The organism is Mesorhizobium sp. M5C.F.Cr.IN.023.01.1.1, from assembly GCF_003997585.1.
GTDB lineage: Bacteria > Pseudomonadota > Alphaproteobacteria > Rhizobiales > Rhizobiaceae > Mesorhizobium > Mesorhizobium wenxiniae.
Map to the genome: position 1 here is coordinate 97,759 of NZ_RZSU01000007.1, position 13,985 is coordinate 111,743.

The 13,985-nt window shown below is 63.4% G+C and carries 16 protein-coding genes; 6 read left to right on the forward strand and 10 right to left on the reverse strand.

The features are described 5' to 3' along the window. Positions 1-77 precede the first annotated feature (77 nt). Positions 78-1,055 carry a threonine/serine dehydratase gene (locus tag EOA78_RS05195; protein ID WP_127314178.1) on the reverse strand — a complete coding sequence of 326 codons (978 nt, stop codon included), beginning with the start codon at positions 1,053-1,055 and terminating at the stop codon, positions 78-80. A 491-nt stretch (positions 1,056-1,546) separates the two neighbouring features. On the opposite strand from EOA78_RS05195, the gene EOA78_RS37695 reads away from it, so the two are divergent. After that, positions 1,547-3,655, forward strand: coding sequence for a S8 family serine peptidase (locus EOA78_RS37695; RefSeq protein ID WP_127314179.1), 2,109 nt, complete (start codon positions 1,547-1,549; stop codon positions 3,653-3,655). Then, entirely contained in the window at positions 3,652-5,001 is a 1,350-nt protein-coding gene (locus EOA78_RS05205; protein WP_127314180.1) for an MBL fold metallo-hydrolase, read from the forward strand. Before EOA78_RS37695 ends, EOA78_RS05205 begins: the two co-directional genes overlap by 4 nt. A gap of 309 nt (positions 5,002-5,310) precedes the next feature. Here EOA78_RS05205 and EOA78_RS05210 read toward each other — a convergent pair whose 3' ends face one another. Next, complete coding sequence (locus EOA78_RS05210; protein WP_029347916.1) at positions 5,311-5,634, reverse strand: hypothetical protein; 324 nt, start codon at positions 5,632-5,634, stop codon at positions 5,311-5,313. Between the two features lie 177 nt (positions 5,635-5,811). Between EOA78_RS05210 and mbfA the strand changes: the two genes are divergently transcribed. Further along, positions 5,812-6,795 carry an iron exporter MbfA gene (gene mbfA / locus EOA78_RS05215; RefSeq protein WP_127314181.1) on the forward strand — a complete coding sequence of 328 codons (984 nt, stop codon included), beginning with the start codon at positions 5,812-5,814 and terminating at the stop codon, positions 6,793-6,795. 6 nt (positions 6,796-6,801) lie between these two features. Here mbfA and EOA78_RS05220 read toward each other — a convergent pair whose 3' ends face one another. The 3 genes from EOA78_RS05220 to EOA78_RS05230 form a co-directional block, all read right to left on the reverse strand. After that, positions 6,802-7,146, reverse strand: a complete 345-nt coding sequence (locus EOA78_RS05220; protein ID WP_127314182.1) for an antibiotic biosynthesis monooxygenase — start codon at positions 7,144-7,146, stop codon at positions 6,802-6,804. After that, positions 7,143-7,475, reverse strand: coding sequence for an NIPSNAP family protein (locus EOA78_RS05225; RefSeq protein ID WP_127314183.1), 333 nt, complete (start codon positions 7,473-7,475; stop codon positions 7,143-7,145). Before EOA78_RS05225 ends, EOA78_RS05220 begins: the two co-directional genes overlap by 4 nt. A 95-nt stretch (positions 7,476-7,570) precedes the next feature. Further along, complete coding sequence (locus EOA78_RS05230) at positions 7,571-7,798, reverse strand: DUF1127 domain-containing protein (protein ID WP_127314184.1); 228 nt, start codon at positions 7,796-7,798, stop codon at positions 7,571-7,573. 68 nt (positions 7,799-7,866) lie between these two features. Between EOA78_RS05230 and EOA78_RS05235 the strand changes: the two genes are divergently transcribed. Then, positions 7,867-8,541 carry a winged helix-turn-helix domain-containing protein gene (locus tag EOA78_RS05235; RefSeq protein WP_127314185.1) on the forward strand — a complete coding sequence of 225 codons (675 nt, stop codon included), beginning with the start codon at positions 7,867-7,869 and terminating at the stop codon, positions 8,539-8,541. 7 nt (positions 8,542-8,548) lie between these two features. On the opposite strand, the gene ligD is transcribed toward EOA78_RS05235, so the two are convergent. The 3 genes from ligD to EOA78_RS05245 form a co-directional block, all read right to left on the reverse strand. Then, positions 8,549-9,301: a non-homologous end-joining DNA ligase gene (gene ligD / locus EOA78_RS05240; RefSeq protein WP_245477403.1), complete on the reverse strand. Its 753-nt coding sequence runs from the start codon at positions 9,299-9,301 to the stop codon at positions 8,549-8,551. After that, a complete protein-coding gene (locus EOA78_RS36900) occupies positions 9,184-9,531 on the reverse strand; it encodes a hypothetical protein (protein WP_245477405.1) in 348 nt (115 codons plus the stop codon). Before EOA78_RS36900 ends, ligD begins: the two co-directional genes overlap by 118 nt. A gap of 92 nt (positions 9,532-9,623) precedes the next feature. Continuing rightward, the gene (locus EOA78_RS05245) at positions 9,624-10,130 is read right to left on the reverse strand and encodes a ferritin-like domain-containing protein (RefSeq protein WP_027154740.1); all 507 of its coding nucleotides are present in this window, start codon (positions 10,128-10,130) and stop codon (positions 9,624-9,626) included. Between the two features lie 405 nt (positions 10,131-10,535). On the opposite strand from EOA78_RS05245, the gene EOA78_RS05250 reads away from it, so the two are divergent. Then, positions 10,536-10,682, forward strand: a complete 147-nt coding sequence (locus EOA78_RS05250; RefSeq protein WP_127314186.1) for a hypothetical protein — start codon at positions 10,536-10,538, stop codon at positions 10,680-10,682. 212 nt (positions 10,683-10,894) lie between these two features. Further along, positions 10,895-11,338, forward strand: a complete 444-nt coding sequence (locus EOA78_RS05255; protein ID WP_127314187.1) for a DCC1-like thiol-disulfide oxidoreductase family protein — start codon at positions 10,895-10,897, stop codon at positions 11,336-11,338. A 73-nt stretch (positions 11,339-11,411) separates the two neighbouring features. Here the strand turns inward: EOA78_RS05255 and EOA78_RS05260 are convergent, their stop codons facing one another. Then, a complete protein-coding gene (locus tag EOA78_RS05260; protein ID WP_127314188.1) occupies positions 11,412-11,789 on the reverse strand; it encodes a DUF1850 domain-containing protein in 378 nt (125 codons plus the stop codon). Then, entirely contained in the window at positions 11,786-13,888 is a 2,103-nt protein-coding gene (locus EOA78_RS05265; RefSeq protein ID WP_127314189.1) for a TRAP transporter permease, read from the reverse strand. Before EOA78_RS05265 ends, EOA78_RS05260 begins: the two co-directional genes overlap by 4 nt. Positions 13,889-13,985: the final 97 nt, after the last annotated feature.

A 13,985-nucleotide genomic window follows, 5' to 3' on the forward strand; every position in this document is an offset into this window, starting at 1 on the left:
GTCCTTGAACGGTTCGACTGGACGCGCAGGAGCGCTATGATGCTTGGCATCGGAGCGAAGCCGGAACCGCTGCCATCCTATGCCGCCGCCATGATCTCAGCATAGGTGCTGAAATCGACATTGCCGCCGGACAGCACCACGGCGACGCATTTGCCTGATAGCTCGATTTCGCCCGATGACAGCGCGGCCAGCCCGACGCTGCCGCCGGGCTCGACCACCAGCTTGAGATGGGCCATGGCGTCGCGCATCGCCTGTGCCGCGGCACTGTCGGAAACGGCAATGCCGCCGGCGAGATTCCTGCGGTTGATCTCGAAGGTAATCGCGCCCGGCTCGGTGGTGAGGAGCGCGTCGCAGATCGAAGTGTGGCCGGGTTCGATCGAAACTCGGGCACCTTTGGCCAGTGAGCGACAGGTGTCGTCGAAATGCTCGGGCTCCACCGCCCAGACGGCCGTGCCCGGCGAGGCATCCTTGACCGCAATGGAGATGCCGCTGCTCAAGCCGCCGCCGCCGCAGGGAATGACGACGGCGTCGAGGCTCACCCCGAGCGCTTTCGCCTGCGCCATCAGTTCGAGGCCGATCGTGCCCTGGCCGGCGATTATGGCGGGATCGTCGAATGGCGGGACCAGGATCATGCCCCTTTCCACGTACGGGCGAACCACCGTCATGCGGTCATCGCGGAAACGATCGAACGGCACCACTTCCGCACCCATTTTCCTGACTTTACCGACCTTCATCGCCGGCGCATCGGTGGGCATGGCGATGACCGCCTTGACGCCGAACATCGCCGCCGACGCGGCGACGCCTTGCGCGTGATTGCCCGACGAAAAGGCGACGACACCACGGCTGCGCTCCTCGTCGCTCAGCGACGACAGTTTGTTATAGGCGCCGCGGAACTTGAAAGAGCCGGTGCGCTGCAGCGTCTCCGGCTTGAACAGGATCCTGGCACCGAAGCGCTTGTTCAGCTCCGGCGATTCGATCAGCGGCGTTTCGACTATCAAGCCGGACAATCGCAATGCTGCGGCGCGGATATCGGCGATGCCGGGAGGGGTGGTCATGGGGAGGTCCTGCAGAATGAGATCGCCATGGTGCACGGAAAACCAGGCCGCGCACCACTGTAAAAATGTGACCGTTACAATTCGCCTTTGGGCAGGAAGGGGGCGTGCTCATCGGCAGCCGGCCACTCTGACAACATCGTGGCGGCGCACATGGTTTTGTGGCGGGGCAAGAAGTGCTTGACGCGCAATGTGGTTGAAGCGCGTCATGAGGCCCGGGTCCAGTGCCTACCCGGCCGCACGCCGAACTCGCCAAGGCCGCTGCCTTCGCCACCCCCAATCGCGCACGCGCAGTCAGCGGCGCCATCATGAACCTCACTTGTGATTCATGATGGATGTTATTGATCTGCGCCTACCAGTAACCGGCTGTTCTGTACGCGAGTTGCAACTACAATGATAAATACACGCCACTCTGTTGCTTGTGACAATATTAACTGACATCCTCCGTCTCAGAAGAGTCTGTCGTCCTCAAAATATTCGACAGGGCGGATGCGATGAGTGACAGTTGGCAGAACGTTGTGCTGCGGAACCAGCATCCGAAATTGCGGATGTTCGCAAATTGTGACGCAGACGTCAGTTCCGCGAAATCTGAAGTGCAGCCGGCGCTGCGCGTGACCACCGAGGAGCTTGCGGCCTCCACTCCACCGCTCGCTACCGCCATCGCACCCGAGGACGCCCCGGTCAGCGGCACCGCCAAGAAGCACGGGGTCGACGTGCAGGCGCAGCGGGCGGCCGTCGAGGTCAGCGTTTTCGTCCGCTCCACCGATTCACTGCCACCGGTGGCTGGCCAGCAGACCTTGCGCGGTATGGCGACCCGCCGGATGACCCTCGATGAAGTGTACGACCTCGCGCGCGACGCCGGCACCATCTTTATCGAACCGGCCGATGCCCTGAAGCTGCCGCGTCCGATCAAGGGCAGCGCCGGCGGCACCGCTCCAGCCCGCCGGGTCCCGGGCGTCACTCCGGCCCAACTCGGCGACGGCAAGGGCATGCTGATCGGCATCATCGATGTCGAAGGCTTCGACTGGGCCCATACCGATTTCCTCGTCGGCGGCAAATCGCGCTTTGTCAGCATCTGGGATCAGGGTGCCAAGGTCGGCCGCAATCGCAAGGGCCTCAAGCGCGGTCGGGTGATCTCCGCCGCCGACATGCAAACCGCACTGACGGATGCCGCCAAGATTCACGTCTCGCCGCACGATCTCGAGCCGCAATCGCAGATGGTGGTGGGCTCGCACGGCACCCATGTCGCCTCCATCGCAGCCGGCAATAGCGGTCTCTGCAGCGCAGCCGAAATCGCCGCGGTGCTGATCGCGCTGCCGGAAGACGAAATCGACCGGCGCACCTCGTTCTACGATTCCACCTGCCTGCTCGACGCCGTCTACTACCTGCTCGATCTCGCCGGTGAGCGCCCCATCTCGATCAACATCAGCCTCGGGACCAACGGCCACGCCCATGACGGTTCAAGCATCCTCGACCGCTGGATCGACGCGTTGCTATCGGAGCCCGGCCGTTCGATCTGCATTGCCGCCGGCAACGCCGGCCAGGAACGACCCGAGGCTCCGGACGATCTCGGCTACATGATGGGCCGCATTCATGCGAGCGGCAAAATCGATGCCCAGGGCCTCGACCACATCCTCGAGTGGCAGGTCGTCGGCGACAAGATCAAGGATGCATCGGAGAACGAGCTCGAGATCTGGTACGAGCCGCAGGATCGCCTCGCCATCAGCATCCGCCCGCCTGATGGCGACTGGATCGGCCCGATCCAGCCCGGTGAGTTCCTCGAGAACCACCAGCTACCCGACCGCACACTGATCAGCGTCTACAACGAGTTGCACCACCCGACCAACGGCGCCAACTACATCGCCATCTACCTGACGCCGTTCTTCGGCAGCAACCTGATCATCGGCATCCCCGCCGGCGTCTGGCAAGTCCGGCTGCATGGCCTCGTCATCCGCGACGGCGCCTTCCACGCTTGGATCGAGCGCGACGACCCGGCCGACTTGGGCGACGGCAGCTACTTCTGGCCGTCGTTCTTCACCGAGGCCTCGCATGTCGACACCTCCTCGGTCAGCGCCCTGGCCTGCGGCCAACGCATCGTCTCCGTCGCCAATCTCGATGAACTGAAGCGCCGCGCTCACATCACCTCGAGCCAGGGTCCGACCCGTGACGGCCGGCTGAAGCCCGACATCACTGCGCCCGGCACCGGCATCGTCGCGGCCAACGGCTTCGGCGGTCCGGATGACCCCTGGATCGAAATGACCGGCACCAGCATGGCGAGCCCCTATGTGGCCGGCGTCATCGGCCTGATGCTGGCGGCCGAGCCGACGCTCACCGCTGCCCAGATCCTCGGCATCATTAAGGCCACCGCCCGGCCCCTCCCCGGCGCCACCTACCAGTGGACGAACGACCTCGGCTTCGGTGTCATCTCTCCTGCCGCCTGCGTCGCCGAAGCCTCCCACGCGCTGGCCCGTACCGAGCTGAAGAAAACCACGCCGCCCGCTACCGCTCCCACCGTCACCGCCGCGGCCCCGCCGGGCCGTCCCGCCAGTCACCGTGCCGCCAAGCCTGCAACCCGCCGCCCGCCGCCCGAGGCCGCATCATGAAAATCACCCTGCTGCCCTCCGACAAGGGCGATTGCCTGCTGATCGAGGCCGGTTCCGTCACCATCCTCGCCGATGGCGGTATGCCCGGCTCCTATGCCTCCGAGGTGCGCGGCTATCTCGGCAAATGGGCCGAGGACACCGGCAAGCAACTAGACCTCGTCTATGTCTCGCACGTCGATCAGGATCACATCGCCGGCGTGCTGCAGCTGCTCGAGGACACAGTGCAATGGCGCGTTTTCGACCACAAGCACGCCAACGGTCAGTCCTCCGGCAAGCCACCGTTCAGGAGACCGCCCAGGGTCAAGCGTATCTGGCACAACGCCTTCAAGCTCATGGTGGATGAGTCCGAGGCGATCGGCACTGTCCTCGCCGCCTGCGCTAACACGCTGTCCAGTTCGGCCAACCCGTCACTGCTTCGGCTCGCCGACGCCTTCCGCAGCATCGCCAACTCGATCCCCGAGGCGATCAAGGTGTCCCGCCGCATCGCCGCCGACCAGTTGAACATCCCTCTCAATGGCGAGTTCGGCAAGCTCCTCGCCATGGTCCGCGGCCACGAGGTGATCAGCCTCGCGGCTAACAGCTCCCTCGCCATCCGCGTCATCGGCCCGTTCGAGAAGGATCTCGAAGTCCTCCGCAAATACTGGAAGAACTGGCTCAACAACCCCAAGAAGGCAGGCTCGCTGCAGGACCTCGAGGAGTGGCTGGAAGAAAACGACGGTCCGATCCCGCCCGGCTTCGGCGTGTCCATCGACGACGAACTGGGCCACCGCAAGGACGTCACCGAGCCCAACCTCGCCTCGCTCATGCTGCTGCTCGAGGAGCCGAAGGCTAGCGGCGGTGTCACCCGCGTCATCATGACCGGCGATGGCCATGCCGACGATATCCTCGCCGGCCTCACCCATCACGGCCGCCTCGCCGACGGCGCCGGGCTGCATGTCGACGTGCTGAAGCTCCAGCACCACGGTTCCGAGCACAATCTGCACCGCGCCTTCGCCAGGCGCATCACCGCCGATCACTACCTGATCTGCGCCAACGGCAAGGACAAAAACCCCGACCTGCGTGTCCTCGAGGTGCTGCTCGATTCCCGGCTGGGCGTTGCCGACAAGCTCTCCCCGAACGCGGAAGCCGGCCAGCCCTTCACCATATGGCTCAACTGCAGCACCCACTATCTCGACAAGCAGCAGGCCGCCTACATTGCGAAGAAGGGCACGCGCTCCACCGAACTCGACAAGAACATCGCTCATATGAAGGCGGTCGAGGCTCTCCTCGCCGAGGCCAAACAGCAGAACCCCGGCAGGCTGAAGCTCAAATCCCTCAAAGCCTCGCCGCTCGAACTCGAGGTCTGAACCGATAACGCGTCGAAGTCAGTCCGCGCATCACCAGCGCCACCACGCCGTCGCGCCTGTATGGACTGCTTGGGAGGCTCCAAAGTATGGCGACCGCCATGGGGTCTGCGGCCTGTGGCGAACTGGCCGCTCCGGCCCTCCGCTATGGCTTCGGGCGTTCGTCGCTTCAATCGACGAATGGCTGTCGATTGCCCCGGCCTGGCAGCTGATTTGCCTCAGCCGGGGGGCCGCTGCCGGCGGCAGCTCCCCGGTTCGAATCCTTTGAAAGGTCCCCTGGACCTTTCAATTCGCCTGCGGCGAACCGGGTTCTCACCCCAAAAGCGTCCTTTTCCGTTTGGCGCCGCCCATCTTGCGCCAGGTGTTGAAACGATGGGTGGCGGCGGCGAAGGAGATCTTCATCTGCTGGGCAACCGAATAGCGCGATTTGCCCTCGTCGAACATGCGGTAGCAGCACTCGACGCCCTCCTCTGTCAGCTTGCCGTCGGGGGCTTTGTTGTGCGGATTGGCCGGATCGAATTTTTCGACCTGCTGCTCGACCAAGCCTTTGAGGCGCTGCAGGTCCCCCTCGATGCTGGCGATGAGGTCGAGAACGGGTTTCGGGTCAAATGCATGGGTGGGCAATTTTGCCGGCATTTACGGTTTCCTTTCTCTTGGCTTAAGTTCGGCTATTTAGGTGAACATTCGCCAATAAAGAAGAGGTGGCGTAAGAATCCCGGGTTCGCTGATTTGAACGTCCGGCCGACGGGCGCGATTGACCAAGAGCGCACCAAACCCTAGTTTAGAATTATTCTAAACTAGGGTGATTTTCTCATGCTTTCTCGTGTTTTCGGTTTTGGCCGCCGTCCTTTCGAGTCGCTCTCGGAGCAAGAGATCCTGGCGCTCGCCATTTCTTCCGAGGAGGATGACGGGCGCATCTACCGCGCCTTTGCCGACGGGCTGGCGGGTAGCTTTCCGCATTCGGCCAAAGTGTTCGAGGAGATGGCCGAGGAAGAGGACGGCCATCGCGACTCGCTGATCGAGCTTCACCGCCAGCGTTTCGGCGAACGCATTCCGCTGATCCGGCGCGAGCATGTGAAGGGCTATTACGAGCGCAGGCCCGACTGGCTGGTCAGGCCGCTCGGCATCGAGCATGTGCGCCAACAGGTTGAGACGATGGAGCGGCAAGCCTATCTGTTTTATGTCGAGGCGGCGAAACGCACCAGCGATGCCTCGACGCGAAAGCTGCTCGACGATCTGGCGGTCGCTGAACAGGGTCACGAGACGTTGGCGCAGCGGCTGGAGAAAGAGCATGTGCCGGGTGCGGTGAAGGATGAGGAAGCCGCGGCCGAGCAGCGCCAGTTCATCCTGACCTATGTGCAGCCGGGACTGGCCGGGCTGATGGACGGATCGGTGTCGACGCTGGCGCCGATCTTCGCCGCCGCCTTCGCCACGCACGACACGTTCCAGACCTTCCTGGTCGGGCTTGCCGCCTCGATCGGCGCCGGCATCTCGATGGGCTTCACCGAGGTCGCCTCCGACGACGGCAAGCTGTCGGGGCGCGGCTCGCCGGTTAAACGCGGCATCACCACAGGCGTCATGACGGCGCTGGGCGGTCTCGGTCACGCCTTGCCCTACCTCATTCCGTATTTCTGGACCGCGACAATTCTCGCGATCGTGGTGGTGTTCTTCGAGCTGTGGGCGATCGCCTTTGTGCAGAACCGTTACATGCAGACGCCATTCTGGCGCGCCGCCTTCCAGGTGGTGCTGGGCGGCGCGCTGGTGTTTGCGGCTGGAGTGCTGATCGGGAATGCTTAGAAAGCCCTACCCATTCACCGCCCGGCTGTCCTCAGGCGCCTCGGCGCGTTCGGTCAGGCCGTAGTCGCGCACGACATGGGCGATGCGCAGACGATAGCCGGCAAAGATGCCGCCACGGCCGGCCTTCTGCGCCTGCCTATGTTCCTCCGTGTTCCGCCAGGCCTTCACCGCCTCCTCGTCGCGCCAGAACGACAGCGACAGGATGCGGTTCGGGTCGGTGAGGCTCTGAAAGCGCTCGATGGTGAGAAACCCGTCTATGCCGTCGAGCAGCGGACGCAGGTCGGCGGCGATCCCGAGATAGGCGTCGCGCTTGCCCGCTGCCGGCTCAACCTCGAAGATGACGGCGATCATAGTTTCACCAACGGCGCGTGTGGCCCGGACGCCAGCTTCAGGAACATGCGATCCTCCTTCAGGATGAATCTTTCACGCCGGGCGAATTCGTAGTTCGCCCTGCCGACCGGATCGGCGGCGAGCCTGATGCGGTAGGCTTCGTAAGCCGCCAGGCTGTCGATATTGTAAGCGGCGTAGGCGGTGGTGGCCGAGCCCTCATGCGGCGCAAAATAGCCGATCAGATCAGCGCCGCAGCGCGGGATGGCCTGGCCCCAGTTGCGGGCATATTCCTCGAATGCCGCCTTGCCGAACGGGTCGATCTCGTAACGGATGAAGCAGGTGATGGTCATCTTTTGTCTCCTTGCTGGATTTGTTTGTTGCAACGACAGTTCGAGTGGGGTCGAAACGTTCGGCGGACCGATGTGCTAGGCAATTTCTCTGGTGGTCACGCTTGCCAGAAGCACTTCGCGCATTCGCGGCGAACGTCTTCTGGCGTCAGGCCAACATCGCGCAAAAGGTGCTCGTCAATCTCGGCGAGGTCGAGGCGCTGCAGATGGCGGTCGTACCACCGCGCCAAGAGCCGCAGATGCAACCTGCGCAAGATAAGGAACGGAAACGGCCGACGGCCGAAGCGCCTGACAAGCACGGTGTGGGGAACGGTTCTTGCGGTCATCGTTGTCTCCTTGATCTCAGCGGAGGATAGTGGTTATCTGACGACAATGCTTCGATGAAGGACGAACTATGCGTGAAGGACCAGACATAGCCCGCATCGCCAGCCTGGTCGGAGATCCGGCGCGGGCTAACATGCTGACTGCATTGATGGGCGGCACGGCACTGACAGCGAGCGAACTGGCGCTCGAGGCCGGCGTTTCGCTGCCGACTGCCAGCTCGCATTTGTCGAAACTGATGGAGGGCGGGCTGCTGACGCTGGCAAGCCAGGGGCGGCATCGCTACTACGGCCTCGCCGGGCCGCAGGTGGCGGGCATGATCGAGGCGATCACCGGTGTCGCCGCCGCGGTCGGGCCGCAACGGGTGCGGCCGGGTCCGCGTGATGCAGCCATGCGCGCGGCACGGGTTTGCTACGACCACCTCGCCGGAGAACAGGCAGTGGCGATGCTGGATCGTCTTGTCGGCAAAAAAGTCCTCATCCGCGACGATAAGGAGATCAGGCTTGGGCCGTCAGCCGCCGCGCATTTCGCCGAGATCGGCATCGATGTCGAGAGCAAGGCGCGGCGACCCGTGTGCCGGGCCTGCCTTGACTGGAGCGTGCGGCGCTCGCATCTGGCCGGCACGCTGGGCGCGGCCATTCTCGACAAGATCCTTTTGGAAAAATGGGCGCGGCGCGAAAAGGACAGCCGCGCGGTGATCTTTTCGCCGAGGGGCAAGCAGGCCTTCGAGACGGTTTTTCTCGGCTGAAAGATGATCAGCCGCGCTTGAGCGGCTTGCCCTGCTTGAAAAAATCCGCCCAGGGATCGGCTTTCGCCAACTGCTTCAGCGTCGTCTTGTCGTCGACCGGAAAGGCGTTCGGCGCCAACCCGGCCTCGATCTCCGCCCAGGTCGCCGGCATCGAGACCGTAGCGCCTTTCTTGGCCCGCGACGAATAGGGTGCCACCGTGGTCGAGCCGCGGCCATTGCGCAGATAGTCGACGAAGATCTTGCCGGTGCGCGCCTTCTTCGACAGCGTCGCTGTATACCGATCAGGGGCGGCCTGCTCAAGGGCGCGGGCGAAATCGTGAGCGAAGTCCTTCACCTCATCCCAATCCGCCGACGGTTTCAGCGGCACGACGACATGATAGCCCTTGCCGCCCGAGGTCTTGACGAAATGCGGCAATGACAGCGCATCGAGCTGGCCTCGGATTTGGAGCGCCGCCGCGCGCACCGCTTTCACGTCGACGCCCTCGTCGGGATCGAGATCGAAGATGATCTGGTCCGGCTTGTCCAGTTCGTCGATGGTGCAGCCCCAGATATGGATCTCGACCACGCCGAGCTGGACTAAGGCAGCGACACCATCGAAATCGCGGATGAACAATATCTCCTCGCCGTCCATCGGATCCTTCATCATGGCGATTTTTTCATGCATGCCTGCGGACGCATGCTTTTGGAAGAAGCGTTGGCCGCCAACGCCGTCCGGCGCCCGTACAAGGCTGAGCGGCCGATTGACGACGAATTGTTGCATGCGCGGCCAGACCAAAGCGTAAGATCGAGCAGACCCTGCTTAGAGACCTTCTCCTGCGGCCACAGAAGCTTATCGGGATGAGAAAGCTTTACGACGGTTTCTGTCCCCCCGGCGGATTTCACAGAGGTCTCGCCCTTGCCCCCGGCAGGCTTTGCCTTGGTATTGGCCTTGCCTGCGGGTGCTTTCGGCTTTTCCTGCACGACTTCCTCCGCCGGTTTGTCCTCGCGCAATCTGGAACGAGGCGTGGCGCATTATACGGTTAACGTCCAGGTACGGAAAGTGAGGCAAGCCGGGTTGTCCGGCCTTGCCTCGATCGCGAGTGCTATTCCGCGGCCTGAAGGTTGACCTTGGCTTCCGCAATCTCGGTAAGCTTGCGGTCGGTCGCCTGCTCTTCCTTGATGTTGTTGGCCAGGACATTGGCACAGTCGGTGCGGCCAAGCTGCTTGGCCCAGGCGATCAGCGTGCCGTAACGGGTTATCTCGTAGTGCTCGACCGCTTGCGCGGATGCGATCAGGGCGGCGTCGAGAACGTCCTTGTCGTCGATGTCGCCGCTGACTTCATCGGCTTCCTCGAGAATGCCGTCGATAGCCGGACAGTTGACCGTCTTGGCCTTCACGCCATGCAGTTCGAATACCTTCTCGACCCGCTCGATATGGCCTTTGGTCTGGCCGAGGTGCTTCTCCAGGCCGGCTTTCAGCTGCGGATCGGTCGCCTTGTCGATCATCTTCGGCAGCGACTTCTCGATCTGTTTTTCGGCGTAATAGATGTCGCGCAGCGTGTGGACGAAAAGGTCGTCCAGCGTCTTGATGTCTTTCGAAAAGAAACCCATGGCTTTGCCTTTCCATTGTTCTTGCTGTGTTGGAGTCCTGGCGGCGGTTCCGCAGGAAGCCGCTGCCTGCTGGGCCGGTGGGTCCCGGCTCTGAGCGTCAACGTGCGGCTATCGGACGGGTTCCTGGCTTTCCCCGAGCACGCACGGAAATTTCGCGGCGCCGGCCAAAGTTGAAACACAAGCGCGCCGCAGCGACATCCAAACGAAACATATGTGATGCAAAAGTCACACTAGCCGGAATGCCGACGAACTGCATGGAAAGACCCCGAATCAGCCGCATTCCGGCCACGAACCAAGGCGTTTTTGACCAAAGATTAACATCGTGTTCACCGACTATTCACGCCTCGACGCTATGATCCCCGCAATTCGGAAGGGACATCCGAAATCGGGACAGGGACAGGGAAAATGAACTTCTTGACGCACCTCATCGGCTACGCTGCCGCCATCCGCGAATTCGTCGCGCCGACCTACCGGCCGGAGCGCTATTACATGCGCGGCCCCGGCCCCGCTTGCGCACGCCGCGGCAACAGGCTCGGCATCAGCGCGCACTGATGACGACCATGGAAGGCGGTCACGACAGCCGGATCTGCAGGCCGGCCGCCGATCACCGTGCGACGACCTATCGCGTGGAACGTCCTGGGCTCGCCGACAGGCGGCGTGCGACAACGCCAAGGTTCTGAGATTCTAGGGCTTTGAGATTCAGGGGCTTTGATCTCGCCGCCGGCAAGCTTAGTGTCGTTTGACACCAAGCAACCGGGACTCGCGTGACCGCCCAGCCAGACCATCCTCCCGAAAAGCCAGCCTTCGATGCAAGCCAGCCGCTGATCGTGTTCGACGGCGTCTGCGTGCTGTGCTCTGGCTTTGTGCGCATGGTGGTCAGGCTCGACCGCAAAAGCCGCTTCCGTTTCGCCACGGCCCAGTCGCCGCTCGGCGAAACGCTGTTCCGAAAATACGGGCTGCGAACGGACAGCTACGAAACCAATCTGGCCCTCATCGACGGTGCCGCCTTCACGCGGCTGGACAGTTTCATTACCGTCATGGCGGAACTGGGCTGGCCGTGGCGGGCGGCGAGATCTTTACTCCTGCTGCCGCGCCCGCTTCGCGACTGGCTCTACGATCGCGTTGCGAAGAATCGTTACGCGCTGTTCGGCAGGAAAGAGAGCTGCGAGATCCCGTCCGCCGAGTTGAAAGGGCGGCTGATTGGCTAGGCCGGCCACTGCAAGGCTTCTATCCTGCACGATACTGCGGGCGGATCGGCACCCCCTTTGCCGTAATCATCCGTTATCGCGGCTGGCTCGAACCTTCGCAAGGCTCCAGCAAGATCGCGTCGCCTGCCGCCCTGACGAGTTCGCGGCAGCCCTGAATCGTGCACAGCGTCCAGCCTTCACCCGTCGCGCCAGAGGCCGCGAGCACAAGGCGCCGCTGCGGCGCCATCTTGGGTTTATAGACCCACCAACCGTCCCGCAGGACCGAGCCTTCCGGCGGTTCCATGCCGGCGCCCGAGCCCTTGATCCGCGCCTCGGCGATCTGCAAGCCGGAAGGCATCACTTTCCAGTCTTCCTGCCAACGCGTCTTTTCCACCGAATGCGTCCAGGCGAGCGTGAACGCAGCCACAGTGAGCGTCACCGTCTTGCCGGCGGCGAGGATACAGAGGCTCATGCGGTGCCGGTGGCCTGCCGGGCACGCCAGCAGTGCCAACTGATCCAGACAAGAGAGAGCGACCAGCCGGCTTCGTCGGTGAGCGGCAGCGCGGCAACCAGCAGCGCTCCGGCAGCGAAGGCGACGAGACGTTCCCACCATGCCATGCGCCGGGCGAGGAACCCCACGGCGGCTGCGCCCCACAAGGCAATGCCCATGCAAGCCTTGGCGACGATATAAGCGACCTCGATGGGATAGCCGAACTGGGCGGCGATCGGGCCGGGGTCCTGCAACATCAGCGCCGGGGTGTAGACCGCCATGAACGGCACGACGAAGCCGGCGACGGCAAGCTTGGTGGCCTGGATGCCGATCTTGAGGCCGCTCTCCTTGGCCATGGGCGCGGCGGCGAAGGCGGCCAGCGCCACCGGCGGTGTGAGGTCGGCCATGATGCCGAAATAAAAGACGAACATATGGCTGACCACCAGCGGCACGCCGAGCGACAGCAATGCCGGTCCGGCCAGAGACGAGGTGATGATGTAGTTGGGTATCGTCGGTATGCCCATGCCGAGCACCAGGCAGGTCAGCATGGTCAGCACCAGTGACAGGAACAGGTTGTTCTCGCCGATGGAGATGATCCAGCCGATGAAAGTCGAGGCGATGCCGGTGAGCGTCAAAGTGCCGATGACGACGCCGACGATGGCGCAGGCGATGCCGACCGGCAGCGCGTTCTTTGCTCCCTCGGCAAGCGAATCTACGCATATCTGCAGCGTCTCGCGACCGCCCTTGAAGGTGACGCAGGCGACAATTAGCCCGGCGATCACAAGACTGAGGATGTTGACGCCGAACTCTAGGAAAGAGGCGGCGGCAAGCCCCAGCGCCAGCCAGAAGACGATGCGAAAGGCAAGGGGCCCGATCGAAGCCGCCAGCGGTGTGCCGAGGATGAGCACGATGGTCAGCGCCAGACCCATGGTGCCGGCGAAGATCGGCGTATAGCCGGCAAACAGCAGATAGATGAGCGCGGCCAGCGGCAGCACCAGCGGCCAATGTCTTCTCACCGCGTCCCACGGATTGGGCAGGTCCGCCTTGGCCATGCCCTGCAGGCCGGCCTTGCCGGCTTCCAGGTACACCTGCCAGAAGCAGGCGCCGAAGTAGAGCAGCGCTGGGATGATCGCCGCCTTGACCACCTCGGCATAGGGGATGTTCAGCGTCTCGGCCATGATGAAGGCGACCGCGCCCATCACTGGCGGCATGATCTGGCCGCCCATCGACGAGGTCGCCTCGACGGCGCCGGCGAAGGCGGAACGGAAGCCGAAGCGCTTCATCAGCGGGATGGTGAACTGGCCGCTGGCCACCACATTGGCGACGCCGGAGCCGGAAATGGTGCCCATCAGCGCCGAGGACAGAACGCAGACCTGGGCCGGGCCGCCGCGCCACGTGCCGACCAGGCCAAGGGCGAAATCGTTAAACAGCGCGATCATGCCGGCGCGTTCGAGAAAGGCGGCGAAGACGACGAAGATGAAAATATAGGCGGCCGAGACGTAGACCGGCGTGCCGTATATGCCTTCGGTGCCAAAGGCGAAGGTGTCGATGAGCTGGGCGAAATCATAGCCGCGATGGATGAAGGGCGCAGGCAGATGATTGCCGGCGAATGCGTAGGCGAGGAAGATGAAGGCGATCAGGGCAAGCGGCAGCCCCATCAGCCGTCTAGCGGCCTCGAAAACCAGCACGATCAGCACCGCGCCGACGATCAGGTCCGGCGTGGTGAGGAAGCCGGAGCGGCGGATGAGGTCGGCATAGAACACCCAATTGTAGAGGCCGGTGGCGAAGCCGAGCACGCCGAGCGCCCAGAATGCTGCTTTCGCCAGTGTGCTTGTGGCGCGCAGATTGGCGATCAGGGCAAAGCAGAGCAGCAGCAAGAAGCCGACATGCATGGCGCGCACCACCTGGCTCGGAAGGCTGCCATAGGCGGCGATGTAGATCTGGAAGATAGAAAAGGCGATGGCGATGAGAAAGGCGGCCTTGCCGGCGATGCCTTCGCCGAAACCCGGCGGCAGGCCTTCGACCGGGGCTTCGGCGGTGGGGGAGAGAATGGTCGGAGTTTCGCGATGGGCGTCGGTCATTGGCGGGTTCCTAGCGGGGCGCTCCCCTCCCCCTCGAGGGGAGGGTGCCGAGCGAAGCGAGGCGGGTGGGGTCGCCTCAACTGCCTCGACCTTTGAC

Coding starts and splice junctions, on each gene's coding strand:
- EOA78_RS37695 (WP_127314179.1), top strand. CDS start 1,547: ATGAGTGACAGTTGGCAGAACGTTGTGCTGCGGAACCAGCATCCGAAA.
- EOA78_RS05210 (WP_029347916.1), bottom strand. CDS start 5,634: ATGCCGGCAAAATTGCCCACCCATGCATTTGACCCGAAACCCGTTCTC.
- EOA78_RS05235 (WP_127314185.1), top strand. CDS start 7,867: ATGCGTGAAGGACCAGACATAGCCCGCATCGCCAGCCTGGTCGGAGAT.
- EOA78_RS05205 (WP_127314180.1), top strand. CDS start 3,652: ATGAAAATCACCCTGCTGCCCTCCGACAAGGGCGATTGCCTGCTGATC.
- EOA78_RS05230 (WP_127314184.1), bottom strand. CDS start 7,798: ATGACCGCAAGAACCGTTCCCCACACCGTGCTTGTCAGGCGCTTCGGC.
- EOA78_RS05220 (WP_127314182.1), bottom strand. CDS start 7,146: ATGATCGCCGTCATCTTCGAGGTTGAGCCGGCAGCGGGCAAGCGCGAC.
- EOA78_RS05265 (WP_127314189.1), bottom strand. CDS start 13,888: ATGACCGACGCCCATCGCGAAACTCCGACCATTCTCTCCCCCACCGCC.
- EOA78_RS05260 (WP_127314188.1), bottom strand. CDS start 11,789: ATGAGCCTCTGTATCCTCGCCGCCGGCAAGACGGTGACGCTCACTGTG.
- EOA78_RS05225 (WP_127314183.1), bottom strand. CDS start 7,475: ATGACCATCACCTGCTTCATCCGTTACGAGATCGACCCGTTCGGCAAG.
- EOA78_RS05250 (WP_127314186.1), top strand. CDS start 10,536: ATGAACTTCTTGACGCACCTCATCGGCTACGCTGCCGCCATCCGCGAA.
- EOA78_RS05245 (WP_027154740.1), bottom strand. CDS start 10,130: ATGGGTTTCTTTTCGAAAGACATCAAGACGCTGGACGACCTTTTCGTC.
- mbfA (WP_127314181.1), top strand. CDS start 5,812: ATGCTTTCTCGTGTTTTCGGTTTTGGCCGCCGTCCTTTCGAGTCGCTC.
- ligD (WP_245477403.1), bottom strand. CDS start 9,301: ATGCAACAATTCGTCGTCAATCGGCCGCTCAGCCTTGTACGGGCGCCG.
- EOA78_RS05195 (WP_127314178.1), bottom strand. CDS start 1,055: ATGACCACCCCTCCCGGCATCGCCGATATCCGCGCCGCAGCATTGCGA.